Origin of the sequence: Paenibacillus faecis (genome assembly GCF_008084145.1) — a bacterium.
GTDB lineage: Bacteria > Bacillota > Bacilli > Paenibacillales > Paenibacillaceae > Fontibacillus > Fontibacillus faecis.
This window is the reverse complement of sequence record NZ_VSDO01000003.1, coordinates 732,998-758,528: the sequence shown is the minus strand read 5'-3', so window position 1 is coordinate 758,528 and position 25,531 is coordinate 732,998. Positions and strand designations below refer to the sequence as shown.

At 46.0% G+C, this 25,531-nt stretch carries 25 protein-coding genes and 1 pseudogene; 13 read left to right on the top strand and 13 right to left on the bottom strand.

Annotation, left to right across the window (positions count from 1 at the left end; genetic code table 11):
* Nucleotides 1-8: 8 nt before the first annotated feature.
* Nucleotides 9-872 carry a helix-turn-helix transcriptional regulator gene (locus FRY98_RS16800; protein ID WP_225039063.1) on the bottom strand — a complete coding sequence of 288 codons (864 nt, stop codon included), beginning with the start codon at nucleotides 870-872 and terminating at the stop codon, nucleotides 9-11.
* A 261-nt stretch (nucleotides 873-1,133) separates the two neighbouring features.
* Entirely contained in the window at nucleotides 1,134-2,003 is an 870-nt protein-coding gene (locus tag FRY98_RS16795) for a helix-turn-helix transcriptional regulator (protein WP_148454001.1), read from the bottom strand.
* 89 nt (nucleotides 2,004-2,092) lie between these two features.
* Between FRY98_RS16795 and FRY98_RS16790 the strand changes: the two genes are divergently transcribed.
* A complete protein-coding gene (locus tag FRY98_RS16790) occupies nucleotides 2,093-2,794 on the top strand; it encodes a DUF4386 domain-containing protein (protein WP_148453998.1) in 702 nt (233 codons plus the stop codon).
* 147 nt (nucleotides 2,795-2,941) lie between these two features.
* On the opposite strand, the gene FRY98_RS16785 is transcribed toward FRY98_RS16790, so the two are convergent.
* The 3 genes from FRY98_RS16785 to FRY98_RS16775 form a co-directional block, all read right to left on the bottom strand.
* A complete protein-coding gene (locus tag FRY98_RS16785; protein WP_148453996.1) occupies nucleotides 2,942-3,361 on the bottom strand; it encodes a hypothetical protein in 420 nt (139 codons plus the stop codon).
* A gap of 76 nt (nucleotides 3,362-3,437) precedes the next feature.
* On the bottom strand, nucleotides 3,438-4,340 hold the full coding sequence (locus FRY98_RS16780) for a hypothetical protein (RefSeq protein ID WP_148453994.1): 903 nt from the start codon (nucleotides 4,338-4,340) through the stop codon (nucleotides 3,438-3,440).
* A 564-nt stretch (nucleotides 4,341-4,904) separates the two neighbouring features.
* On the bottom strand, nucleotides 4,905-5,798 hold the full coding sequence (locus FRY98_RS16775; RefSeq protein WP_148453992.1) for a LysR family transcriptional regulator: 894 nt from the start codon (nucleotides 5,796-5,798) through the stop codon (nucleotides 4,905-4,907).
* A 148-nt stretch (nucleotides 5,799-5,946) separates the two neighbouring features.
* Here FRY98_RS16775 and FRY98_RS16770 point away from each other — a divergent pair, with 148 nt between their 5' ends.
* From FRY98_RS16770 to FRY98_RS16750, 5 genes are all read left to right on the top strand, one after another.
* Nucleotides 5,947-6,975, top strand: a complete 1,029-nt coding sequence (locus FRY98_RS16770; protein WP_148453990.1) for an alpha/beta fold hydrolase — start codon at nucleotides 5,947-5,949, stop codon at nucleotides 6,973-6,975.
* A gap of 209 nt (nucleotides 6,976-7,184) precedes the next feature.
* Nucleotides 7,185-7,772 carry an RNA polymerase sigma factor gene (locus tag FRY98_RS16765; protein WP_148453988.1) on the top strand — a complete coding sequence of 196 codons (588 nt, stop codon included), beginning with the start codon at nucleotides 7,185-7,187 and terminating at the stop codon, nucleotides 7,770-7,772.
* Nucleotides 7,747-8,808 carry a hypothetical protein gene (locus FRY98_RS16760; protein WP_148453985.1) on the top strand — a complete coding sequence of 354 codons (1,062 nt, stop codon included), beginning with the start codon at nucleotides 7,747-7,749 and terminating at the stop codon, nucleotides 8,806-8,808. Before FRY98_RS16765 ends, FRY98_RS16760 begins: the two co-directional genes overlap by 26 nt.
* 119 nt (nucleotides 8,809-8,927) lie before the next feature.
* Nucleotides 8,928-10,001: a hypothetical protein gene (locus FRY98_RS16755; RefSeq protein ID WP_148453983.1), complete on the top strand. Its 1,074-nt coding sequence runs from the start codon at nucleotides 8,928-8,930 to the stop codon at nucleotides 9,999-10,001.
* An 80-nt stretch (nucleotides 10,002-10,081) separates the two neighbouring features.
* On the top strand, nucleotides 10,082-11,149 hold the full coding sequence (locus FRY98_RS16750; protein WP_148453981.1) for a hypothetical protein: 1,068 nt from the start codon (nucleotides 10,082-10,084) through the stop codon (nucleotides 11,147-11,149).
* 77 nt (nucleotides 11,150-11,226) lie between these two features.
* Here the strand turns inward: FRY98_RS16750 and FRY98_RS28990 are convergent.
* Together FRY98_RS28990 and FRY98_RS16740 are read right to left on the bottom strand one after the other, a co-directional pair.
* Nucleotides 11,227-11,328: pseudogene (locus FRY98_RS28990) on the bottom strand (short-chain dehydrogenase); the annotation flags it as partial.
* A 16-nt stretch (nucleotides 11,329-11,344) separates the two neighbouring features.
* Nucleotides 11,345-12,748 (bottom strand): MFS transporter, encoded by a 1,404-nt coding sequence (locus FRY98_RS16740; RefSeq protein ID WP_148453979.1) that lies wholly within the window; start codon nucleotides 12,746-12,748, stop codon nucleotides 11,345-11,347.
* 113 nt (nucleotides 12,749-12,861) lie between these two features.
* On the opposite strand from FRY98_RS16740, the gene FRY98_RS16735 reads away from it, so the two are divergent.
* The gene (locus FRY98_RS16735) at nucleotides 12,862-13,749 is read left to right on the top strand and encodes a LysR family transcriptional regulator (RefSeq protein WP_148453977.1); all 888 of its coding nucleotides are present in this window, start codon (nucleotides 12,862-12,864) and stop codon (nucleotides 13,747-13,749) included.
* Nucleotides 13,750-13,995: 246 nt separating this feature from the next.
* Here FRY98_RS16735 and FRY98_RS16730 read toward each other — a convergent pair whose 3' ends face one another.
* Both FRY98_RS16730 and FRY98_RS16725 read right to left on the bottom strand, forming a co-directional pair.
* On the bottom strand, nucleotides 13,996-14,862 hold the full coding sequence (locus FRY98_RS16730) for an SDR family NAD(P)-dependent oxidoreductase (RefSeq protein WP_148453975.1): 867 nt from the start codon (nucleotides 14,860-14,862) through the stop codon (nucleotides 13,996-13,998).
* Nucleotides 14,863-14,883: 21 nt separating this feature from the next.
* A complete protein-coding gene (locus FRY98_RS16725) occupies nucleotides 14,884-15,642 on the bottom strand; it encodes an SDR family oxidoreductase (protein ID WP_148453973.1) in 759 nt (252 codons plus the stop codon).
* A gap of 194 nt (nucleotides 15,643-15,836) precedes the next feature.
* Between FRY98_RS16725 and FRY98_RS16720 the strand changes: the two genes are divergently transcribed.
* Nucleotides 15,837-16,475, top strand: coding sequence for a TetR/AcrR family transcriptional regulator (locus FRY98_RS16720; protein ID WP_148453971.1), 639 nt, complete (start codon nucleotides 15,837-15,839; stop codon nucleotides 16,473-16,475).
* Nucleotides 16,476-16,704: 229 nt separating this feature from the next.
* Here the strand turns inward: FRY98_RS16720 and FRY98_RS16715 are convergent, their stop codons facing one another.
* Both FRY98_RS16715 and FRY98_RS16710 read right to left on the bottom strand, forming a co-directional pair.
* The gene (locus FRY98_RS16715) at nucleotides 16,705-17,928 is read right to left on the bottom strand and encodes a hypothetical protein (RefSeq protein ID WP_148453969.1); all 1,224 of its coding nucleotides are present in this window, start codon (nucleotides 17,926-17,928) and stop codon (nucleotides 16,705-16,707) included.
* A gap of 109 nt (nucleotides 17,929-18,037) precedes the next feature.
* Nucleotides 18,038-18,688 carry a nitroreductase family protein gene (locus FRY98_RS16710; RefSeq protein WP_148453967.1) on the bottom strand — a complete coding sequence of 217 codons (651 nt, stop codon included), beginning with the start codon at nucleotides 18,686-18,688 and terminating at the stop codon, nucleotides 18,038-18,040.
* Nucleotides 18,689-18,803: 115 nt separating this feature from the next.
* Between FRY98_RS16710 and FRY98_RS16705 the strand changes: the two genes are divergently transcribed.
* From FRY98_RS16705 to FRY98_RS16685, 5 genes are all read left to right on the top strand, one after another.
* Nucleotides 18,804-19,169, top strand: a complete 366-nt coding sequence (locus FRY98_RS16705; protein WP_225039062.1) for a MerR family transcriptional regulator — start codon at nucleotides 18,804-18,806, stop codon at nucleotides 19,167-19,169.
* A gap of 51 nt (nucleotides 19,170-19,220) precedes the next feature.
* Entirely contained in the window at nucleotides 19,221-19,955 is a 735-nt protein-coding gene (locus tag FRY98_RS16700; RefSeq protein WP_148453965.1) for a DUF4241 domain-containing protein, read from the top strand.
* 190 nt (nucleotides 19,956-20,145) lie between these two features.
* Nucleotides 20,146-21,006, top strand: a complete 861-nt coding sequence (locus tag FRY98_RS16695; RefSeq protein WP_148453963.1) for a DUF4261 domain-containing protein — start codon at nucleotides 20,146-20,148, stop codon at nucleotides 21,004-21,006.
* 149 nt (nucleotides 21,007-21,155) lie between these two features.
* Entirely contained in the window at nucleotides 21,156-21,563 is a 408-nt protein-coding gene (locus FRY98_RS16690; RefSeq protein ID WP_148453961.1) for a VOC family protein, read from the top strand.
* A gap of 225 nt (nucleotides 21,564-21,788) precedes the next feature.
* Entirely contained in the window at nucleotides 21,789-22,982 is a 1,194-nt protein-coding gene (locus FRY98_RS16685) for a winged helix-turn-helix domain-containing protein (protein WP_148453959.1), read from the top strand.
* Between the two features lie 479 nt (nucleotides 22,983-23,461).
* Here the strand turns inward: FRY98_RS16685 and FRY98_RS16680 are convergent, their stop codons facing one another.
* Together FRY98_RS16680 and FRY98_RS16675 are read right to left on the bottom strand one after the other, a co-directional pair.
* Entirely contained in the window at nucleotides 23,462-23,917 is a 456-nt protein-coding gene (locus tag FRY98_RS16680) for a hypothetical protein (protein WP_148453957.1), read from the bottom strand.
* A 212-nt stretch (nucleotides 23,918-24,129) separates the two neighbouring features.
* Nucleotides 24,130-25,497 (bottom strand): S41 family peptidase, encoded by a 1,368-nt coding sequence (locus FRY98_RS16675; RefSeq protein ID WP_148453955.1) that lies wholly within the window; start codon nucleotides 25,495-25,497, stop codon nucleotides 24,130-24,132.
* Between the last annotated feature and the right edge of the window lie 34 nt (nucleotides 25,498-25,531).

Below are 25,531 nucleotides of genomic sequence, written 5' to 3'. Positions count from 1 at the left end.
GTAACAGTCTACGGGAGCTGCCTGTCCTGCTCAAGTAAACGTAATAATCTCTCCTCCGTACCTGAACCGGGCACCGGAACAAAGAAACACCAGTGCATTCCCGGGTCATTATCGATTACAGCCGCGGAATGGAGCTCGAACTCCATCTCCTGTGCGTCAGGAACGCGGAATAAGGCGGTCGCTACGCGTTTTTGTTTGATTTCATATAACTCCCAGAAATGTACGAACTCCACGCTTTCCCGCGTCAAGCGTTCAAACCGTTCCATATATAACGGGTTGTTCTTGTAAAGATCGAAGCCTGCCCGCATAACGGCTACAGAGTAACGGGCAGCGGCTTCCCAGTTCACCAGTCTGTTGCGGTAATCCGGCTTTAAAAACATAATGTCCATCATATTCCGTTCGTTGTCCGGCAGACTGCCGAAATCGGCTACGATCAGTTCTGCCGCTCGATTCCAGGCGATAACATCCGTACCTTCGTCCGTGATAAATGAAGGATAATAAAGTTGATCTACGATTTTCTGCAGAACTCCCGCATCCGGCCCACCGTTATTTGGCGCTGTGACGACGCTCGCCACATCTACATTGGCCAGATCGAATAGATGCTTCTGCTCGTCTTCGTCAAGCTGAAGCGCTTTGCTGATACTTAGCAGCACTTCCGGCGAAGGATTCACCTCCTTGCCTTGCTCCAGCCAGGCATAGTAAGTCACGCTTATATTGGCAAGGTAAGAGACTTCTTCTCTTCGAAGTCCCGGAGTGCGTCTTCGTCCGGGCAGCGGCTGGATCCCTGCCTCTGAAGGCTGCAAGCGTTCTCTGCGCGATTTTATGAACTCACCCAATGCGGATGAGAAACGATTTGTTTTCAAGCAGCTCACCTCTAATTACTTATATGGAAGAATACGTATCGTAATTAACCAAATGGACTCAAGGCACTGGCTCTAATGATCCGACTTTTCAGCAGGCGCAGGGTGGCTTTGATCATGGAACGTTGAACAGTTAGATTATGCATCTCGAGAGAGGTGCATTTTTTCGTCCCTAAATTACAGCAAGATGTGGAAAGTAGATCGAAAACCCGGCATGTTATCTTATTTGCAAGAAAAGAAAGGAGTAGAGAAGATGATATTAGAGCCAGGGCACTAAAGATGAGAGTCAGCAGGGAGTTTTTTGATAGGTGCATATATATGATAGGCCGAATCAGAATTGTGGACGTCCTCAAAAACTTGAATGAGTTCAATATCGGTTTCTGCCGTTTCCTGCCTGGAGATCTTTAAAAAACGAGCATAGTCACTTTTCAGTACATCCCCAATGTCAAGTAGATCACCACAATAGTTGAACCTTGCACAAAAAATTTGCGGCACATCGACCGTAAAATAATAAGGCTCATCGATTTCAATACTGCTCGGGATCCCGAATAGAACCTTAAACCGGGTTGAATCAGGTTGACAGTTTGAATAAATGACGTAGCAGGGACCATTTATGGTTTCATCAATTTGACTTAGCAGCATTTCTGAATGTGCGCGAATCTTCTTCTTATAATCATCATTGGCTAGATCGACTTCAAAAGCGATTCCGCTGATTCGGGTCTTCTCGAATTCAGTCAAGGTGAAATCCGCGACGATATCGCCGTTAATGTTTTTAATGGGTCTATTCACTACTGTAGGTATGGGGATTGGAGAGATCGTTGTGATTCCTGCTTTTACAGAACTTGGGGCTGTACCGTATTGTCGTTTGAAAGCGCGAGTGAAAGAGGCTTGCGTACCGAAGTTAAGCCGATAGGCAATGTCGGTCAGAGAATTGTTTTTATCAAGAATCAAGGTTAAGGATGCATTCAATCTTCTGGATAGGATGTATTGACTTAACGTACAGCCCATCATAGCAGAGAACAGCCGATGAAAATAATATTTAGACATGTTGAAGGCATTGGCTACGGATTCCACGGTTAAGGAATGTTGTAAATGGTCCTCGATATGGATCAAAGCACGTTCGATGACTTCGTTATGGTTCATAATAACTCCTTCTATCAAGTGTTTGCAGGCTGTTTTGTACCAAGTATACCATACGAGCATCAGCAAAAAATGATTTCTCAGGAGGAAAAATGCGAGACAAAAGGAATGCCAGAATACTGGGGATTTTTTATATCATAGCTGCATTGTCGTCAATCATAGCGGTGGTTTTGTACGGGCCTGTCTTGTCGGAGCAATGGCAGATGGCCGTGGCAAATGGGTCGGAAACGAAGGTCTTAATCGGTGTATTGAATGATCTCCTGCTTGTGGTTACGGCTGTTGGTACTTCAATCATGCTATTTCCTTACGTTCGGCTCTGGAATGAACCCCTTGCATTGGGATATTTATGTTTTCGGTTTATGGAGGCTGTATTTATTGCAATCGGAATCCTAAGTATATTAGGCTTGTTACGGCTTAGTACGTATTATAGTACGGCCAGCTTAGCAAATGCAGCCAATCTTGAGCCTATAGGGTTATTGCTGCAGGATATTTATCGCTGGACGGCTATGTTGGGTCCCAATCTCATGTTAGGCATCAATACAAGTATATATAGTTATTTGCTCTATCGAACAGGCTATGTGCCTAAACCGATAGCGATTTTCGGAATGCTTACAGCGGTTATGGTTTTTGTGGCTGGTTTATTGCAAATGTTCGGAATTATTGGACCTTACTCGGCAGTAAAAGGACTGGTCGCACTGCCTGTAGGCGTTTATGAGATGACCTTGGCAGTCTGGTTGATTGTGAAGGGATTTCATCGCGATAACCTGCAAAAAATGAGATCGCCTGCTGCTTGATTCTCGCTTATTTCACAGCGATAGCGGGAGCTAAATTCAATTCGATTGATCTTTCTGTCCCCAGTCACTGATATTTCTTTATTAATGATTCTGTACGCCCTTACCGGGCGCGCTGAAAGAAACAGGAGTAAAACGGTGAATAACCGGTTACTCCTGTTTAGACCATAGAGGATTTTGTTTTTTTTCCTCAAACAAAGCGTTTATTTCATTAAACCATTCCTTACTGCTGCCACCGAAAATCAAAGTATTTGAGGGGTTGTTATCAACCCCTTTTTTAACTTCAACATGCCCGGTTGAGGAGACCCTATACTCTAAGGTTAAATTAGTATCTGAAATAAGCTCAATTCGTAAATCAAAATATTGACTCGAATGCCCTCTTACAGGCCCTATGTCAGGAAATAATTTAATGACTGTCCTGTCTTTTAAGAGCCCTACCACTTCAGCAATTTCTTGTTCATCAATGCTTCTAATTTGTTGAAGGGTTGACCCTATACCGGGTTTGTTATCAGAAAGTCCTACAACTACTCCCTTAATATGTTCATGCTTGTAGTAACTATTTGTATACATATACCCGCTATATAGAACATAAATCAACAGCAATACACAAACGAGGACACTTAGCAGTAATATTTTCCTTTTCATACTAAATCGCGTTGAATATTACACCTCCATACGAGTAATTGCTAAAACGTTCAGTAAGCCCCCCATTAACATAATTAAAATATGCCTTTTCGTCACCCTTATCATAATTTGGCAACTTTTTTGATACCACAGGGGTGCTTTCATCAAATATCATACCGTATCCCGGAATGTTGCGGAAATTCTGCCAGTAATAAGAGCCGCTCTCACTGGCGTATCCAAAATAATATTGTCCATCCAAAACTATATAGGTATTTTTTTTAGCTACACTTTGGATGAATTTGGCCGTATGTGTAATTTCCGTTTGTCCACTAACTTGAGAGGGGATACCCTCTAAAAAAATTTTTGCCATACTCCAATTACCTAAAGTAACAGAATCTAGTGTTTTATCAATATAGTATTTAACTGTCGCGCTAATAGTTTTTTTTGCATAATCGGCCCATTTTTCTTTTTTTGTTTTATTGATCTCTGTTTCTGGGCTTATACTATTGTATACTACTATATCTTCATAATATGTTTTATGATTGTAGCCTACGTAAGTTCTAGTAGTGGAGTTAGTTGACAAATTCCCTTGACTCCCTGCTGGTAGATATAGACTAATTCCATACGAGGTAATGTCACCATTTTGAACTTTTTCAGAATATTCACGAATATCATTAGCAGTCTTTGGTAACAACTTATAATTATTAATAGTCATTTCCACTTCTTTACTATTATTAGGATCAATAGTGATCTTCTGTAATGGTACCTTAGATTCAATTTTAATGGAGTTTTCTAGCTTAACCATTTGCTGATCATACGACTGCTTTGTATCGACTGCATTACTTTCAGAAGATGCGTAAGAAACATTTAATCCAGAATATACGAAGAACGAACAAGTTAATATTAAAGATAAGATTTTTTTCATGATATTCTCCCTCTAAAATATATTTTTGTCCGATGTAATATTCATAGGAGTATATGTGGATTGAAGGCTGGCCAGCTTCAATAGACACCTTAAGAAAAGGCTAATCACATCCCGATAATTTTGATGCAAATGGAAAATATTTCTTATAGGCATAATGCTACAAAATACATAATATGTAAATTTCTCTAAAGGAATATTTTACATAACCTGTTATGTTTGAGATTCCTACAGGTCACTATTTACTTGCTGCCAATTCAACGCCTAATGCAGATGTGTTGTGCACTTAAGATGATAGTGCTGCGACTGGAAGGGTACCCCTTTCCCTAGTTCCATCGCGGAACGCAAGATAGGCATTTCCATCACAAGTACGAAATCTTGAGCCATCAATCCTTACGGGCTTGGGATTCGAGCCGGCCAATCTTGGCCGCGTTCCCAGCTTGGTTAGAAGCTCTATTCCAAATAAGTGTCGTTCAGCCCCGTTACATCCAAGACGGGGTTATAACTACTAGCTTTTTATTTATATTGAATTTCTCCTCTTGTTCCCTAATGGTTACGATTCAAAGCTCAAATCCCCAGCAGGAGAACCCCCCTTGCCGCTTCTATAAAAGACAACATGATGGGTGAAAGCCACTTGTCTTTGTGCCATGACATTTGTGTATACACGTGAAGGTCTGGAATTTGCCAGGGAAGAGCAACAAGTTCGCCCCGTTCAACTTCGGCTTCCACTACGATTTCGGGAAGAAAGGCAATGCCGATTCCCGAAATGGCGCATTGTTTAATGGCTTCCGCACTTTGAAACTCTAAATACGTAATACTATCCATGCCTTCTTTCTCAAATGACCGGTCAAACATGGTTCGATAGGGGCAGCCCTTTTCATTCGTCAGGAACACTTCTCCGTGAAAATCATCCAGCTGCAGCACCGTTCGTTTAGCGAGCGGGTGGTCTGGAGCGGCGAAAAGGCGGAAAGTCTCTTCCAGTAGAGGCTCCACGGCAAGTCCGTTCGAGCGAACGGGCTCGTCCAGCATAAAGACGATATCGGCCGTTCCCTCAAAGAGTGCCTGCTTGAGTTCCTGATTGGGAACGGAGCGGAAGATCAAACGAACGCCCGGATGCTGCGCACGAAATCGTTGAAAGACAGCCGGAAGCCGATAGGCGCAAATCACCTCGTTAGCACTGATCGTTAGGGTGCCGTTCAGCACTTCATTGTCGTGAACGACGCTGCGAGCTTCGTCCAATTTATCCAGAACACTTTGGATCTGAGTTAAAAAGCGCTTGCCCGCATGGGTGAGAACAAGCTGCTTCCCCAAGCGGTCAAAGAGGCGAACGCCAAGCTCATCCTCCAACGCTTTGATTTGCATCGTGACGTTGGAGGGAACGTAATTCAACGCTTCCGCAGCCCGACTGAAATTTAAAGTTGACGCAACCGTACGGAACGTAATAAGTTGGCGCAATTCCATCCTATGATTCCCCTTTAACTTTCAATATTATTGAATGCTAAGTTGAAATTAATTCACTTTTATTGAAGGTAGCACAGTTCTATACTAACAACAAGGAATACATTTTTAGGCATGGGGTAGGGTTCATTTTGAAGGGAGAGGCTATACGATGGATTATGAGATTTTCGATTTGGGCGACGTAACTTTGCAGTCGGGAGTGACGTTACCGGGCGCTTTTCTGGCTTATAAAACTTATGGAAGATTAAATGAAAAAAAAGATAATGTCATCGTCTATCCGACGGCTTTTGGCGATCAGCATGTTCAGAATGAATGGTTGATTGGCAGCGGCATGGCACTGGATCCGCAAAAATATTTCATCATCGTTCCAAATCTGCTGGGCAACGGCTTATCTTCGTCTCCCAGCAACACGCCTCCGCCATTCGACCGGGCGAATTTTCCGCAGGTAACCATCTACGACAACGTTCAATTCCAGCATCGGCTGCTGACTGAAAAATTCGGCATCCAAAAGATCGCTCTCGTCGTTGGATGGTCCATGGGAGGCATTCAAGCATTCCAATGGGGGGCAAGTTATCCCGACATGGTGGAACGCATTGCGCCTTTCGCCGGCGTTGCCAAGACTTGGCCTCAAACATATGTGGTCCTGGAAGGCATGAAAGCTTCGCTTATAGCCGCCGTCCGCTTCGATTCAAGCAAACTCAACCAGTTGACTTCTGAAGATATGCGTGCCGTTGGCCGTGTCTATGCGGGATGGGGCGTATCGCAGGCGTTTTACAGAGAGGAACTTTATCGTGAGCTGGGATTTGACTCCTTGGCGGATTTTATGGTCGGCGTCTGGGAAAACAGCTTTGTGCGGATGGATCCGCACAATGTTTTAGCTATGTTATGGACGGGCCAAAATGCAGATATTAGTGCAAATCCCACCTACAGCGGAGATTTCGATAAGGCGCTGGGAAGCATTAAGGCGCTTGCCTGCGTCATGCCAGGGAGCACGGATCTCTTCTGCCCGGCGGACGATAGCGAATACGAGGCTGAGCGTATACCGAACGCTATTTTTAAGCCTATAGAGTCAATGTGGGGCCATTTTGCCGGTCGCGGCATCAACAGTGCCGATAATACATTTATTGATGACAATCTAAAACGCTTGTTGGCGCTTAGTACAAACGGAAGTCAGCCTTAACATTGGAGTGTCCATTGGAAAACACATCTGTATGGAATATAAGCACCCTTCTATAATCTAGAAGAGTGCTATTTCCTTTATAGGCGGTGTTTTTTTCTTTTTCGTTATTTCAAGGTGGATGATGTTACCAAGCATTATTTTTGATGTTGCTGTCACAAAATGAGCTGCATTGGTGTATTAAGAGTGAAGCCAGGAGGGGGGGAAGACTTTTGGATAGACAGCACAGAGAGTATCAATCAGACTCCGAAGAAATTGAGATGCTGATTGAAAGGACTAAGCATGGTGATAAGGAAGCCTTCGCTTCAATTATAAGAAACTTTGAAAAACCAATGTATATCTATTGTTACCATATGCTCAAAAGCAAGGAAGAAGCCGAGGATGCTAGGCAAGAAATCTTTATTAGAGTGTATGAACAGATACATAAGTATCGTCCAAATATGAGTTTCTCGGCATGGCTGTACAAAATTGCTTACAATTACAGTCTGAATCAAATCCGGAGCAAAAAAAGGTGGTTTCGTTTTATAGATCGTTATAAATATGATCAGCCTGAGACCTCGACTCAGCAAATCGACAGTCAAACTACACTGAAGGATTTTCTAAATTTATTGACGATCGAAGAGAGACATATATTGGTTCTCCGGGCGATTCATCAATATCACTTTGACGAGATTAGTGAAATGTTGAATATGAAACCAGCAACTGTGCGCAAAAAGTATGAACGCCTTCGTAAAAAACTACAGACGAAGGAAGTTAATGAAGGAGGTAGAGCGAATGCGTCAATCACCAAATCCATCTAAAAATCTAAGTATTCAACAGGTGGAGCAAATGATTCGGGATACGGAGACGCCAGAGCATAGCATTAGTCAACAGATTGTAGAAAAACTTGAATCTAAAAGCGTGCCACTCCAAAAGCCAGTCTTCACAAGAAGGGCGGGAGTCATCGCAGCGGCATTGGTTGCTTTTTGTGTGTCTCTAACTCCTGTCATGGCTCAAACCATAGAGCGGCTATCCTTGCTTGAATATTTGAATCCTTTTGTCAAAGAAATGAAAATGAATCCAAATGAGAAGGTGGATACACTTTATGCGACAGGTTTGGATGGGAATAAGCATTTTCATACAGGGATGATTCGCTTTGATGACATTGAGGACCAAGAGTTTAAAAGCCAGCTGCAAAGGGTCTGGAATGAGATTTTTCCCCAGGGAGAAGAAATTAATGATGTGATTATGTACGAATATGATACGAACACATTTCACATAAAGGCGCGAAACGAAAACAGATCCATCGAATTTAACCAAGGTAAATGGTATTATGCGGAGCAAACGATTGGAGAGGAGCAGGTTCCAGATGCTGCAAAAGATGCAGCGGACCAAGCTTTTCATAAAGTTGGAGATTTTAAACAAAGTAAACGGTCAGTAAGTCAAATGATCTTAAGACCCAATCAAAACCCGGTGTATGAGTTCGTGTATGAAACAAAGAAGGGTTCTGTCCTCATTGATGTACAAAAAGATACCAATCAGATCACAGAGGTATTAGCTTTTCCGTTGTCGGATCACCTTTATAAATTGGACGATAAAAATAAATATCATGATCTAGTTGAGAAAACAAAAGCAATTGAGCTGGATAAGATTCATGAGGAAACAGTGAAGCAAGCTAAAGCATGGATGAATTTGGACTTGACTGATTATAGCGTGTCCAAACTTGAATCACGGTTTGATACATTAACGTTCACAAAAGCGGGTTCTCCAGACGTGACTGCGTTGTTCACCTCTAAAGGAACGATCTATTCCATTAAAATTGAGCTAAGGCCGTTATCTGAAAAAGGAACGGACTAATAAATGTAGTGAGAGGAGGTGATGACTACTGATTTTCTATAGATTCATTTCAACGTGACTGAAGCATTCCATTAACAAGCTGTGGGTAAGCAAAATAAAAAATAAAGGAGTTTATTAATATGAACAAAAAAATAATTTTCCCTATCCTTGGAGTAGCCTTATTATCAGGAAGTCTGCTTGGATACCAATCACTCGTTCAAGCAGATGCGCCTAACAACGTAAATATCAATGTTTCACAAGATATTAAGCTTGATCAGAAGCTTATGCAAACGGCTCAGGATAAGCTTAAAGAATTGACAGGAAATACGTATACGTTAATTCAAGGAACTGCTACAAAAGACTCTATCCATTTAAAAAGAGAGAACTTCAAGGACGATATTATTGCTTATAAAGCTGATGGAAAGCTCGAAACGATCAGTATTAAAATCAATTATGAAGATTTAAACGGTGGGAAATATCAAACCAAACTGAAGGAAACGTGGGCAGCTTTGTTCCCAGAGGAAGAACCGAAGTATGTGAATATCTCGGAGTCAATCTACAGTGTGGGTACAATCTCGTCGAATGCCAAGCAAAATAAGCAAATTTATATGCAAGAGAATGGCGGGGCTTATGGCGTAAATTATGCTCCTGACGATGCTCCAGCAAGCGTGCAGAAAAAGGCTGCTCAGGCATTATCCAAGCTTACCGATGGAAAGGTCAAGCAGGGTGCTAAGTTGGATCGTATGTTTGTCCGTGATGGCAAACCGAATGTGTATCGATATAAGTATAAATCAGAAGCGATCGAAGTCAGCTTTGCCATTGAAGAACAAACGCTGGAATTGCTCCAAGCAGATGTATATCGTACCGCTGGTAAAGGTGTAGACAGTTATGAAGAATTCCAGAAACAAGAAAAAGAAAAAAGTGCAAAGATGAAGAAGTTGACGTTAGACACTTTGATGGAGAACGCAGTGAAAGACGCAAAAGCGATGCTAGATCTGGATTTGAAAGGATATAAGGGAGCAAGAGGAACAAATGCATGGGACGAGGATTATATGACGTTCACCAAAGAAGGGGCTCCTTCAGTTACTGCTAGATTTGATAAAGACGGATCGTTTAGCAGCTTTACCATTGACAAGTATAATCAGACAATCGATTTTTACGGAATGACCATCGCAGGTCCCCCAAATGAAGAACTCAAATTGTTAATTGACTGATATGTATTGAAAAAGCAGCTTGGAGATGCACTTCTATTTCAGTATAACCATGAGGTAGCAAAAGAAAGGAATTCATTGATATGACCAAAAAGAAAATTTTACCTATACTCGGGGTAGCCTTATTATCAGCAAGTTTGCTGGGATGCCAAACCCCTGTTCAGGCAGATTCGCCTAACAAGGTAAATACAAATGCTTCACAGAATGCTAAGCAGGATCAGAAGCTTATGCAACAGGCTCAGGATAAACTGAAAGAGCTAACAGGAAATACGTATACGTTAATTCAGGGAACGGCCATGAAAGATATGGTGAGTTTTAAAAGAGAGAACTTCAAGGACGATATTATTACTTATAAAAAGAATGGAAAGCTCGAAAATATCGGTATTAAAATCAATTATGAAGATTTAAACGGTGGGAAATATCAAACCAAACTGAAGGAAACGTGGGCAGCTTTGTTCCCAGGGGAAGAACCGAAGTATGTGAATATCTCGGAGTCAATCTACAGTGTGGGTACAATCTCATCGAATGCCAAACAAAATAAACAAGTTTATATGGAAGACAACGGAGAGCTGCATGGCGTAAATTATGCACCTGACGATGCCCCGGCAAGCGTGCAGAAGAAGGCGGCTCAGGTATTATCCAAGCTTACCAATGGTAAGGTCAAGAAAGGAGAAAAGTTAGATCGTGTGTTTGTCCTTGATGGCAAACCGAATGTGTATCAATATAAGTATAAATCAAATACGATGGATGTGAGCTTTGCCATTGAAGAACAAACGCTGGAACTGCTCCAAGCAGGCGTAAATCATGGTAAAAGCGTAGATAATTACGAAGAATTCCAAAAGGAAGAAAAAGCAAAAGATACAAAGATCAAGAATCTGACGTTGGATACATTAATGAAGAATGCAGTGAAAGACGCAAAAACGATGCTAGATCTGGATCTGAAAGGATATAAGGGAGCAAGAGGAACAAATGCATGGGACAAGGATCAAATGACGTTCACCAAAAAAGACGCTCCCACAGTCATTGCCACAGTGAATGCAGACGGATCGTTTAACGACTTTATCGTAGAGAAGTATGGTCAGCATCTCAGTTTCGGCGGAAACACGATTGTAGGGCCTGCAAATGAGCAACCAAAAATATTAACCAACTAATACTAAAAGAACACTCGCCGTTACGGAGGCGAGTGTTCTTCTTATGCGCCAATTCCAAGTCGTAGCTGCTGCAACTATTATTCCAGTGTGTTTTTCATGGCATGATACATCTGCTCTGTGTATTCGTCTATTTCATCTCGCGACATGCGAAGACGGGCCACAGAAGAACCGTACCCTATCGGGTAGTTAATTTTACTAGCCAACTCCATTGTTCGCACTAGCCTCTTTCCGTTGTCCAGACACCTGAAATCGAAGACTAATCACAACAAGAATTAAAGCAACGGCTGTGAGGAATACACCAAGAAGGCGAAATCCTGCGAAGCTGAACGTCCCCCTCATGATGATTCCTGTCAATAAGGAAGATAAAATGGTACCCAAATACCGCGAAGTATTAAACAGTCCCGATGCTACACCGACTATTTCCTTAGGGGAACTTTTAAACAAGGCTGCCTGCATACCGACAGAATTCAGCCCGTTACTGATCCCGAATGCGGTCAATGCAAAGCTCACGCTGATCACCGGTGACGTTTCATTTAAGGTTACGATCCACACCGAACCGACTGCCATCAAGATTGCGGATAACACTAATGCAGGACGCGGTCCCGATTTGTCGATCCATTTGCCCGCGATGGGGGAGGCAACAAGGGAGCTCACGCCTAAGGTCAGCATCAGGATGCCGGTATGGAACTCGCTAACATGACGCACCATTTGCAAATAGGACGGAAGCCCGAAGAATAGGGCATAGAATAGTAGGTTGACCAGCATGAATTGTATATTTACCCATGTTATCGATGGATATAAGGCAAATGTACGCAGCGGAATAAAGGGCGACGTCGTTCTTAACTCGTGTCGGATGAACACGCCCAGAGCCGCAAAGCCGATTGCTAGAACAACCCCATTCCATAATGAGACATATCCGGATGAGTTAGCCGACATTACGCCGACTAGCAGGGCAACCAGTCCGATAGTAAAAAATACAATCCCTGAGGCATCAATCATAGCCAGCCATTTACGAATGGACATGCGGCCTTCAAAGGAAGCGGGTTGACTCTTGGGGATCATTTTCCAAGCTAAGAAAAAGCTTATGACCACAAACGGAATATTGACGATAAAGATCGAAGGCCAATCCCACCACTCTAGCAAGACTCCCCCGGCGAAGGGTCCGATGGCCGCCGCTCCGGACATGAAAATAGAGAGAATGGATAGGGCTGTCGCCTGCTTCTCCGTTATATGAACGCGCACAATGGCCATTCCAGTTGCAACCATCATACTTGTCCCGATTGATTGCACAATACGCGACACAATGAGCCAACCAAAGTTAGGTGAGAACGGAGCCAGTAAAGAAGAAATGAAAGATACGACAAGGCCGGCTAGGAATATTCTCCTCCGCCCGAATAAATCGCTCAACTTGCCGACGATGGGCTGAGCAATCGCACTTGCAATGTAGAAGGAGAAAATTAGCCAGGATACCACGTTGAAATTTAGATGATACACGTGTTGCAGCCTCGCGATTGCGACAGCAATCATTGAAGAATTTAACGGGTTCAACATAATCCCGAGCCCGACGGCTATCACCAACCATCTACTTTGAGCCCCCATTGCAAATCATCCCCTTTATGTTTCTATAGCTATCTTACTTGAGTATTTACATTTACTCTAACGCATTTTGTGATATAATCCCATTTACTAGAAGGAATGAATGGGGCGTTGAAATGGAACTTCTTCAATTGCAGTATTTTCTCACGGTAGCTCGCTTGGAGCATATGACTGAAGCCTCCCGAGCGCTGCACGTTACGCAATCTTCGCTCAGCCGAACGATTCAGCGTCTTGAGGAGAGTTTGGGTGTCCCTCTCTTTAATCGATCAGGCAGAAAACTGAAATTAAACGAGGCCGGAAGCCGATTCCTTCGCCGTGCGGAAAGGGCTTTGTTTGAACTGGAACAGGGGAAGCTGGAGCTTAATGATTTAGCTGGCCGGGTGCCGGGCACGCTCGAATTAGCGGTAACGACCGCAAGCACGTTACCCAATATCCTTCGAGCGTTTCAAAAAAGGAGGAACAACGTTCAAGTCCACGTGCAAATGACGAGCTTGCGGGAAATGATCGCGCTCCTCCATAGAGGAGAAGTCGATTTTTGCTTATCCTCCCCGCCAATTTATGAGGAGGACATAGAGTGCCAAATCGTGTTCGTTGACCCGATCCTCGTTGCCGTTCCGAATGGACATCGGCTGGCGAACCGAAACAGCGTTACGCTGTTGGAACTCAGGGAAGAGCGGTTTGTCGGGGTAAAGAGGGGTTATGGGATTCGCGATATTGTAGACGCCGCCTGTAAATCGGTTGAGTTTGAACCCCATTATGTGTATGAGGGGGATGAACCAGCAAGATTAAGTGCACTCGTGGAAGCCGAGATCGGGATCGCCTTTATGCCGAGTACAGCCAGAAATGAAAGAGACCCGATCCGTTATCTCCATATCGACGACCATAACTTAGTGCGGGAAATCGCATTGTTACGGCACAAAAGTCGGTACCTTACGCAGGGGGCTTTGGAATTTCGGGAGGTGGTCATTGACTATTTCGAGACACTTTCCAAGCAGAGGATATAGTAGGTCTACGATCTTTAACGAGCAAACAAACTGCTAAGCTTAATCTAACGATAGCTATAGGCAAAAGGGGCACCCATAAGGGTGTCCCTAAAAGTAATATTTCCGACAGAAGCCCCTTCTATGATGTCGGATTAAACCCCCAATGAGATATCCGATCTCGTCCGGCGCTCCTACAGGTAGTAATCAATATGCCGCAATTGGAACGCAGTTCAGAAGATCGTCTCCTAAGCAAAGCTCTCCTGGAACTCAGCCATGAAGAACATTCCCGTCAAGAAACTCACGGCTATAGATGTCGGATATTCTGTCCAGTACATGCTGCGCGTGATCTGTAAATTTCAAGTCCGCCACCCGATCTTTCAACAAGAACACGCCGGTCTCATTGCGGTTTTTGCCGAGGGCGCCTTCAAATAACAGGTTGGCGCCATGCGTAGGCGGAGAGGCAAACAGCTTCATAAATAGCCCAAACGATGCGGTCAGTCCGGAATCTTTTCCCTTTCTTAGCGTGTTGTTAATTCCAGGGTCGACGCTGCGGATTTTGATGCCTTCCTTGGCAAGTTGTGGGGCAATGGCCTGGGTCCACAACGAAAGAGCCAGCTTTGAAGTCGCATAAGGGCCATACATTTTACGGAAGGATTTGGGATGCTCCAAGTTTTCGGTCGAAAACTCTTTCGTAAATCGAAACACCTGCGATGAAGTGTTAATCACCGTTTTTAAGCTGCCGTTTGTCAACAGCTCCTTCAATTCCATCAGAACAATATAGGGAACGACCGTCAGCAATTCATAATGCATTTCGCGGCCTTGTTTCGAATAGCGCAGCTCACTTAAGCCTCCTCCGGCGTTGTTGAACAAAATATCGATCCGCCGCTCCTTGCTTTTGATTTCTTCCAAAGCGTGTCTCAAGCTGCCATAATCGGTGAGATCCTTCACTTTATAGGTGCGGAGCTGTCCGTTCTTGAGGGCATTTTGCATGAGCATATCGTCCGCCGGAATATCGGAACGGTTCAAAGTAAGGACCTGCCAGTTCTGCGATAGAAGTTTCCGGGCTAATGCCAAGCCGATTCCCTGGCTCGCGCCTGTAATCAGTGCGATATGGTTTGGTTGGTTCGTACTCAATGGATGTCCCCCCCTCGGGCTTCAAATCTGGGAGCCGCCTCCGTCGACAGGGAACTCGGCCCCGGTGGTATAGGTGGCGTCAAAGGCCAGGAATGCTACGACTTTGGCGACCTCGTCGGGATCGCCCAAACGCAGCATCGGGATCTGCTGAGTCATCTGTGCCTTTGTCTGTTCGGCGGCTTCCTTCGGCATGGCCTTCTCTAAGATCCCTGTGTCAATGACGCCAGGACTGACTGCGTTGACGCGAATATTTCGAGGCAATAACTCGCGTGCCAGACTTCGAGTCATGGAGCGTAGCGCCGCTTTACTGGCTGCGTACGCACTGAGCATGGGGAGACCCACGACGTTCACGATGGAAGTGGTCAAGACTACCCCGCTTCCTGTGCTCAGGAGTGGAGCGAGTTTTTGGACGGTGAAGTACGACCCTTTAGCGTTGATTGTAAAAATCTCGTCGAACGTTTCTTCCGTCGTTGACTCGAATGGGACAAAGCCGGTGACACCTGCGTTAACGAACAGGGCATCTATCGTTTCAAATTCAACCTTCACTCGATCGGCCAACGCGGCGATATCCTCCAATGAAGCGGCATCGCTCAGGAACGAGGTCGCGTTGGTGCCGAGTTGTTCACGAGCCGCGTTAAGCGTCGCCTGAGTGCGTCCGGTAATCAGCACGCGCGCCCCTTCATCCACTAGCAGCTTCGCTGTCTCGAGGCCGATTCCGCTGCTGCCTCCCGTGATCACGACTTTCTTGCCGGAAAATTTGCCCTTACTGGATAGTTCCATTTGAATCGTCCTCCCTTGGTATAATCCGCCATCGGATGATTAGGTACAGGAACGATTATACAACAGCGTATTTACTAAGTAAACTAAATTAACTAAATTAGTTAACCTAATTCATTTCATTATTAGTGTAAATAAAAAGGCTGTAAATTTGTTATAATGCATTTGATACGAATCACAGAGAGGGGCATTTATTCGTGAGAAAAGCCGTGAGTGTGGAGAAATATATAGAAAAAATAAAAACCGTGATTAGAAAAACAAAATTCAGCCAACTGAAAGTCGACGATCTCGCAAAATATATGGATATCAGCAAAGTGACACTATATAAGTATTTTGCCTCCAAAGATGACATCATCGAACAGGTTGTAGATTATTACTTGGATTACTCGAAGAAAGCTGACGCCACGGCCAATGATGATTCCGTCTCTTTTTTGGAACGGTTTCAAATCACGTTTTTACAATCTTTGATGTGTGCCGTGTATATCTCCGATTTGTTCTTGCAGGATCTGAAGGAATTTTATCCGCACCATTTTGAGAATCTGTCGGTTGCCCTGCAAAATCGGAATAAAAACTTGCAAGCTTTTTTTGAATCCGGCATGGAGCAGCAAATTTTCAACAGATTGAATGCCGTATTGTTTATGGTCCAAGATGACGCTGTGCTGCGGCGCTTTATCGAGCCCTCATTTTCGATTCAGTATGATATCACCTTGAAGCAAGCCATTATGGATTACTACCGCATGAAGCAGTATCAATTGCTAAAACCCGAATACCAGAAGATGATCGACGACTCCCATATGGAGGTGAAAATCGTTCATATTTTGCAAACTATCTCATAACCCTTTTTAGCTCCAAAAAGATGTAAATCCGCAGGAATTCCATGTGATCAAAGTTGTCTGATGGGGCACTAGTAGAATGACAAAACCAAGCGATATCGTAAACATGTTCTGATAAGCGCCTTTGGATGCCTCTGTGAGTCGGTGAATAAATGAAAAAAGGGGGCGCTCCTGAGTCATTTAATATGACTTGGGAAGCGCCCCCTTTCAATGGGAAGGGTCTTCACTTCGCTCAGTAATCGCGTGCTGCGTCAAACCAGCGCTCAGCCATCTCCTCCGGTATAGGCTGGCCGATCAGGTGGTCGGACTGGCTTAGTTGCCGTACGGCTTCACCCAGGTCTTCTCTCTCAACGGTTTCGATCCCTTTGAGTGTATTGAAGCGCACGGTAAAGGCGGTGATGGCCGCCTCCGCATCGGCAAGGCTGCGAGCTTGGGCCATGGCCGCCTGGGCAACGTCGTAGGCTTCGTTAGCCAGTTTAGCCAGACGTTTGGGCCAGGATGAAAACGGACGTCCAAACTCGGCCGCCCACCATTCAGGCTTTCGCAATTTGCTCACTGAAGTATACCCGTTCCACGGGCGGGTGTTAGCCCGTGTTTTCAATTGCTGCCTTAGACGCTTGCCGGTGATCTCCTCCACGTTGAAGGCGATAAAACTGTCAAGCAGCGGCAATGTATCCAAGGGCGGCAAGCCACCCAGATCAGGCATGTAGCGCAGCTCCAGATTGGTTAACCGGGCCTGACAGGCCAGTTGATCCAAGTCGCAGAAGTTGCCCCACAAACTCAGGGATGTGAGGTTGGGGAAACGGCTTAGGCATTCCAGCGAGATAGGCTGTGCCAACGGTTCGTTCCGGAGCGTTAGATTCGTGACCTGGTGCAGCTCACCCAGATCGGGCAGCAGGACAGGAGCCCCATTATTGCGTCGGCTGGTACTCGGCGCCAGTGTCAGCGAGTAGGGCCTAACGCCATCGGCCGAGAAGCGCGACAGGTCGCCGGACATACTCAGGCGGAAATAATCAACCCGCTTCGGAAGCTGCAGGTGCAGCCGCCCACCGGACGGGTCCAGCCCGACATGCAAGGCATGCAATTTGGAACGGCTGGCGTCCGCCACGGTGTCAGCAGACAAGATCGGAACCCACGTCATTTCCTCAATGGGGCGCTCCCGTGCCCAGTCGAAGAATCCGGCGTCGCTGCCCGTGTAGTGCAAAAATCGTGGCCAAGGCGAGCCCGCCGGCGTGGCAAAGGCATCGAATACAGTCCAATCGATATGTGCATCAGGCTCGACGTACAGATCCGCCTTCCTGCCCAAATGAGCCGGTCCAATGGAGAGGCTGCCCACGCCTGGCTCAATGACGAGCGTATGGCTGTGAGGGCCTGTTAGGTCGATGGGATAACGACCAACTTCTCGAATAGAACCGGCAGGGGGCCTGGCTTGGTTATGATTTGGCACTTCCTTCATCTCCTCTTTTCACCTGCATTCGGCGCAAGTCCCAACTCTTTTTCATTACATTATACCGGTTCAGCTTTTATCGGACAAAATGCGTCGTCAAGTCGATCTCGAGCTTCAATCAAGCCCATCTAGTAATCGTATCTACGGGCAAACGGTAGGAGGGATAGCCTTCTTTGCTCGCTTTGCCGATCGAAATCAGCATGACCGACTGGAAGCGATCTTTGTCCAGGCCAAAGACCTCCGCGATTCGTTCCTTGTCATAACCCGCCATCGGATTGGTGTCATACCCGTGCGCACGAGCTACCAGCATCAACTGCATCGAAACAAGGCCGGAGTCCAGCATGTTGATGTCGCGCAGAGCGGCTGGAGTCAGGCTCGCATAATACGACCTTGCCTGCGGCAATTGCATGTCCTTGATGTCCTGCGGCATGTAGCCGAGCTCTACTGCTTTATTGAAAATCTCGTCCATATATTCAACATTGTGAGCATCATAAAATACCGCAATGACAGCCGAAGATGTCAAAACTTGTGTCTGGTTGAAGGAAGCTAGCGGCGCGAGTTTTTGTTTTCCTTCGTCGCTGTCGATCACAAGGAAACGCCAGGGCTGCATGTTGATGGCCGATGGGGCACGGGTAGCTTCCGCTAAAATTTCGCGCATTTCCTCGCGGCTGATTTTTACTTGGGGATCGTAGACTTTAACGGAACGACGTTCCAACACAATTTTGTTGAAGTCGTTAGTTTTGTGGTAGTTGCCGGTATGGATACTCATAAAGGGTCCTCTCCTTTTTCGGTTGAGTCTGGCAATGATGTTCCTCATCATTACTAACAAGATGGTAAACTATAAAGTATACTTTATAGCAAGCGCTGAGAACGGGGTGTTGGTTATGAAGATAAGTGAAGTTGCAAGAAGGGTTGATCTTCCGATTTCAACGATTCGTTATTATGAGCAAATCGGCATTATCACGGATGAATACGTAGTAAGGAATCAAAACAATTATCGGGTATATACTCCAGACATCATTCATCATTTGAGCGTGGTTAAACATTGTTTGGCCGTTGGCTTCTCGATTCGGGATATCCAAGTCATGATCTCGATGAACGGGATACCGAAGGATGAGCATGTAAACCTGATCCAAAATAAAATTGCGGAGATTGAAGCCGCTCAACAAAAATTAGAAGAATCCAAGCAAAATCTGTATGATATTCTCGAGTCGGATATGATATGCGAAAAAGGATTTGGGAAAATTTAAGGTTAGCACACATTCTACTTGTACAAGTCTATTTTCAGGAGATGAATGCCGATGGTACCAACGAGCGAGTGGCTGTCCCAGTGGGAGCGGCAGCGTGACAAATTGAAATGCCCCGTAGATTTGAACGACTATTTTATTTTGCCTGAAATAGCAGGTAAGCAGCTGGTAGTTATGGATATCGGCCCCACCTCTATTCCTACGGGTCAAATTCTTGTCCGCGATCCGCTATGTTATTTGGGGCATATAGAGGAGCAGCCTTATTTCCAAACGGCACCCGTTGGAACCTACTCTACCGAAGTCTGTGTGGTGAAGCCGGACGAGGAGGGGGACTGTGCCCGCTATGCCGCCGTTCGTCTGCGATTTTCCGATGCTCCTGCCGTCCGGTTCGAGGAAGCGCTGATTGGACATGAAGATATTTCGGGGATGGGGGACGGAGAGTTTTTTGGCTTTAATGTAGACGCCGGTCTGGCATGTATTTGCGATAAGCAGGCGCATCAAGCGTTTTGCGACTTTTCTAGTCGCTGGCATAAAGAACATCCGGATGGCAATCTTTACGATGATTATTTTGCCGCTCTGTTTGCTGAGAGTTTTCGTGAGCATCCACAGTATCAGCGCAGTGGAGGCGATTGGGTGAACTGGCGGATTCCTGATACCGAGTACCATATATCCCTGTTTCAGTCGGGTTTTGGGGATGGCGCTTATCCGGTTTATTGGGGCTACGACCAAGCGGGTGAAATTTGTCAATTCGTCGTTCAGTTTATTTACATTCAATTGGCCTACACGTAACTTCAACTCACCCATCCGCTCCATCACAGCCCTATACGTATCTATAGGCGTTCGGCAAAGACGGAATGTCCCATAGACCCGACTTTGGAACCATTTTCCTGGCGGGAGTTGCGTGAACTATGCGGGAATCTCTATAGTAGAGGGAAATGACATACGAACGGAGTGGTAGGGGAAAATGGAGAGCGAACGCGTGCTACAGCAAAATTTAGATGAAGAAAGCGAGTTTCAGCGGTTGTTTCAAATGTATCTGCTGTTTGAGGAGAACGCGGAACGGCCGAATGCGGAAGCCATTCGGAAGGCGTTAGAAGCCCGCTGCGGGAAAACGGATACCGTGTCGCCAGACGACGCCTTGTCGTCGTTTGCCGTGGAGGCTTATAAAGTAGCCTACCAGGAGGGAGAGCTGCCGGCTCAGGTGATGATGACCGACATGACTCCTTTTCAACCGGAGACGATTAGCGACTTGGAGCGAACCCAGTTTTGGACGATGCCGGATGCGGAGGACGTTCTGCAAAAATGCCGCTATAAGCTGCTGATCAGCGACTTCATGGCGGCGGGGCTGGACTATAAATCGCGCAGCGCCTTGCTGGCGGATTGGCTGGAGGTCGCCGTTAGCCTGTTTCCGACCTGCAAAGCGATCTGGATTCCATCGAGCGGGAAATTGCTGCATCCGGCGGAAATTACGGATAATCCGTACGAAGGGGCCGAGAGGTTTTTGCAGTTCGGCATGAATATCCGCTATTTTACCATTCATGGGACCGAAGACAGCCTGGTCGATTCGCTCGGCTTGTTTGCCCTTGGACTTCCGGATGTGCAGTATCATTTTCATACCTTGGATCCGAACGACGTGTCACGGCATGCCTTCGCTGTCGCAGCCTACTTGTTTGAAGCGGAGGTGCCGGTGAGCGACGGCGAAACGATCGCCGGCTTGCTGAACGGGGAGATGGCGCCGGAAGTGCATTGGCCTTGCAGGTTCGAAATGGCGCTGATCCAGCCTTCCAGAGAAGTGATGGACGTCTGTCCGGGCGAATATGCGGCGGGAGATCGGGAATAATCGTGTTGGAACCCGAATCATTCCGAAATCGGATTCGTGAGGAAGCCCGAAGAATTCTAAAACGCTACTGACATAATGTTGTCAGTAGCGTTTTTTTATAATTGGACATGCAAATGTAAAGGAATAGATATTAGGAAGGATGATATCTTGTGAATTTCGCTTCTGTACGCATCATTACGGACGACGTGGATCGTCTTGTCGGGTTCTATGAGAAAGTCATGGAGGTTTCGGCGGAGCGCCCCGCGCCCGTATTTGCCGAGCTCGTTCTGCCGTCCTGCACCCTTGCCATCGGCCATGTCCAGACGACGCAGCTATTCGGCGCCGGTTCCGCAATAGGGGCCCATAATCGCACGGTCATTCTAGAGTTCCGCGTCGACGATGTCGAAGCCGAATATGTGCGCTTGAAGCCACTGGTCGATCATTGGGTAATGGAACCGACCCTGATGCCGTGGGGGAACCGCTCTATGCTGTTCCGCGATCCCGACGGCAACCTGCTTAACCTCTTCGAGCCGGTGACCGAGGATGCGATTGAACGGTTTAGAGGGAGACCATCGTAGTAGGGGAAAATAAGAATTCTATTTTCCAACCCTTGCAACTCCAAAAAGATGCAAATCTGCAGGTATTTAATATTATCCAGGTTGTCTGATGGGCCACTAACGCGGTGAACCTTAACCTAAATAATGCTTGTTTTTGTTCCCTATATAATGGTAAAATTATGGGAACGTGTGTTTGTTTTTTTCCACGAATAGAGGGAATAGTTCCGTTAAGGAGTCGATGCGTACATGATCGAATTGACAAACCGCCAGGCACGGCAATTTCTTTTGTTGAAGCACGGGCTGTTAGGTGAATATCAATTTACTGGAAAACAGGGAGTTTTGGATTTTGTGCGGCAGGTCGGTTGTATTCAATTCGATCCCATCGATGTTTGCGGAAAAAACGCCGAGTTGGTGCTGCAGTCGCGAATCAAAGGATTTACCAAGAACTTGCTCGACGAGTTGCTTTATAAAGACAGATTACTAATCGATTATCCCGACAAGAATCTGGCTATTATGCCTGTTGAGGACTGGCCGTATTTTGAGCGGTACAGGCAGGCCGCCCGACAACATGCCAAGCGCTATCCCGAGATGGAAGCGTTGACGGAGCAAGTGCGGGTCCACATCCAAAATCACGGTGCGATATGTTCGGATGATCTAAAATTGGATGGAAATTTCTCATGGCGATCGGCCATCCATTGGAGCGGCGGAAACAATACGTCCCGGTCGGTGCTGGAACAGATGTACTCAACAGGCGAGTTGGTTATCCATCACAAAAAAGGAACACGTAAATACTACGATATCGCCGGGAAGTATATACAGCCCAATCTGCTGAATGCGTCGGAGCCCCTGAAAGACGAGCTTGAGCATCACAAGTGGCGGGTACTGCGCCGGATCGGCGCTGTGGGTCTTTTATGGAATCGCGCATCCGATGCCTGGCTAAGCATATGGGGATTAAAAGCGGAGCAGCGCAAGGAGGTTTTTCGCCAGTTGTTGGACGAAGCCCGCATTGTTGCAATTGCCGTAGACCAAGTGAAGGATACGCTGTACTGCCGCGTGGAGGACTTGCCGCTTATTGAAGCCGTCCTGCAAAATCCGGAGCCGAAATTTCGCTGCGAGCTGATTGCCCCGCTGGACAATTTGATGTGGGACAGAAGGCTGATCAACGCATTGTTTGGCTTCGATTACACCTGGGAGATTTACACCCCCGCCAACAAACGGAAATTCGGCTATTATGTGCTGCCTCTATTATACGGAGAAAGCCTCATCGGACGAGCCGAGGTTATCGCGGAGCGAAAAACCGGGACGCTCGTTGTTAAAAATATTTGGTACGAGAACGGCATACGGCTAACAAAGCAGTTGCGAACAGCCCTGAACCGTTGTTTCCAAAAGTTTGCGCTATTCAACGGCTGCGAGACGATTTCGGCAGAGTCGATGGACTGAGATTTCCGGTTTCCCGGTAACATCTGCCGACAAGCCTCCTTATCGGAGGTGAGGATTAAGCCAATATAATGTTTTTATCAACCAACATAAACCACCTATTTGCAATTGCCATCCCAGATGATCAATTTGAAGTTCAGTTACCTCACGGTATGCTGAAATCATTTCTTCTCTTGAAAGATTGCTCCAAGCGTGTGCCTCTGTAATCAAGCAATATAACACCATTAACGGGAAAATCTCCTGTTAATATACCGTCCTGGGCTCTTCGAACGGATTTAGCTGGAAAAGTTCCATCTATTTCACGCTCCTATTGCCGGTATACACAATTTCAGGCGAATTAGCGGGAGGTTTTCCAGCTAATTCGCCTCTGGAGCCGCATACGCACCAAATTAGCGGGAAGAATTCCCTTTAATTGTTTTGGGGACACACTATTGTGGTTTTTGCCCAAATATATGGTTGATAACGGTAGCTGGGGCTTTTTTCTATATCGTCACACTCGAATCCGTCAGTTCAAAATACCACTCCAGAAAGGAGTTAAAGCTCTTCCATTGCGACTCCAATTTGCCGGCAAAAAAATCCTCCATCTGCTGGCCCAATCCTAAGCCTAACACTTCGTCCGTGTTCTTATTGTAAAAAAAGCCGAACTCCCCTGCAAAGTTATCCAACGGAATATACTCTTCAGGCAGGTTTAAAACGGCATGCGTCCTCTCCATACCTAGCATGTAGTCCGAAGAATTGATCATAAACCAACAAATCTGATAGATTTCACGTCGTCTATTAATGAAAGTCGGCCCATCCTCTGCATGCAAATAAAACGTTGCAAAATCTGAACCCAAATCGATGCCTAACTTTACTAAAGCCTGTTCATACTCTTCTAAAATCTCTTCAAACCACCAGTTTTTGCTTTTGCAATAATGGACCACTTTTTCCGATAGCATCTCGACGGTTCCTCCAATACGAATTAAACGGTCTAAGGTATTGCCGTGATTATATCACATTAAAAGAGTATCCGTCCGTCCGCCTTACGGAATGGTTTCGGGGTACCCGGTGATTTTGCGGAATGAACGCCAAAAACCCCCGGCATTTACATTTGCCAGGGGCTTGTGCTTTATCCCATGGGAGGAGTGCCCATAAGTGAAAGGGGTGTCCCTTATCGCTTCTTTTTAAGCAATTCCAAAGCGCGGTTCATCACCGGGTCCTTGCCGGCATCAATATCGGCTTGCTTGATCATGATCTTTTCGTCCGGAGGCAGGCCGCGCTGCTCGTAATTAGTGCCGTCAGGCGATGTATAGCGTTCGTTGCTCAGGGTGAATAACTGTTTGTTCGGCAACAGTCTAAGCAGCATGTCCGAAAAGTATCCGCACGTCTTTTCCCCGATAACCGTTACTTTGTCCAATGCTTTTAAGGCCATCGTTCCTGTCTCGCCGGCGCTTACCGTCATCGGACTGGTCAGCACCACAATATTGTCAGCCGAAAACTGCTTTGCTCCCGGTTCGATATATACCTGCGTAGGCTTGGAGAATTGCTCGTATCCGCCTGTTCGGGCCTGTTTGGCATACGCCAGCTTGCGTTTCTCGGTAAACAAGCCGGCTATTTTCAACCCGAAGAAGTCCTCACCCCCCTCATTAAAGCGCATATCGATTATAAAGTTGCGGCAGTTCGCCAGATCCCGCACCATTTCCGCCAGTGCTTGGTCAATTTTCTGCGGATCGGACTCGTCAAAACCAATCAGCCTAACGTAAGCGCCGCCGCTTTTCGTTTGGCCATAAACAATGCGCCCGTCGAGCTTGCTCTTTACCGCACCTTTCATATATCCATCTTCGACGTTTCGTTGCATCGACTCCGAATTGGCTATGAAAAATTCTTCTCGCTCAACTTTGGACTTGGAGAAGATCATACCCTCTTTACCGAATATGATGCTGTGTCCGTCGTTCAGCTTTTGGAACATTTGCGTCAAAATATCTTCCAGTTCCTTCTCGGAGGTAGCGGCGCTAACTTTGGGCCGATACTCTTTGTACACCTCTTTCCAATTCACTTTGACGAGCGGAAAGAAACTGAAATTCTCTTCAAAGGATTGCCAGAATACTTCAAAATTTTGCACGGGATCCTTGCTGAATCCGTTATACTTCACCTTGGGAAGATTATCGATCCGTTTGAGATGCTGCACGTACCCCAAGCCATCGGTCAAGCTGCCGTTAACGAAGCGGCCCATCAGAAATCGCGGGGCATTAAATTGCTCCTGGGCTTTGGAGTTGTCGTAAATTTCATGAATATAAATGTCGCCGTTGTTCTCGATATTTCCTTTCCCGAACGGTACCAAGCTGTCCTTGGTGTAGCTGTAGACCTTAACGGACTGGCCTTCTATTTCGAATATATGGCCATACCCTTCCGATTGCCAAAGCTGGCGCTCGGCGGCTGTGGTTGCGGGGGGCGGCAGCTTCAGATTCTCCTTCGCCTGGACATAGGTTCCCGACATGCTGAATGTCAGGAGGGTCAAGATGGCAATCCATACTTTCATTTTTGGTCCTCCTTCTGATCAAAAAAATTAAATC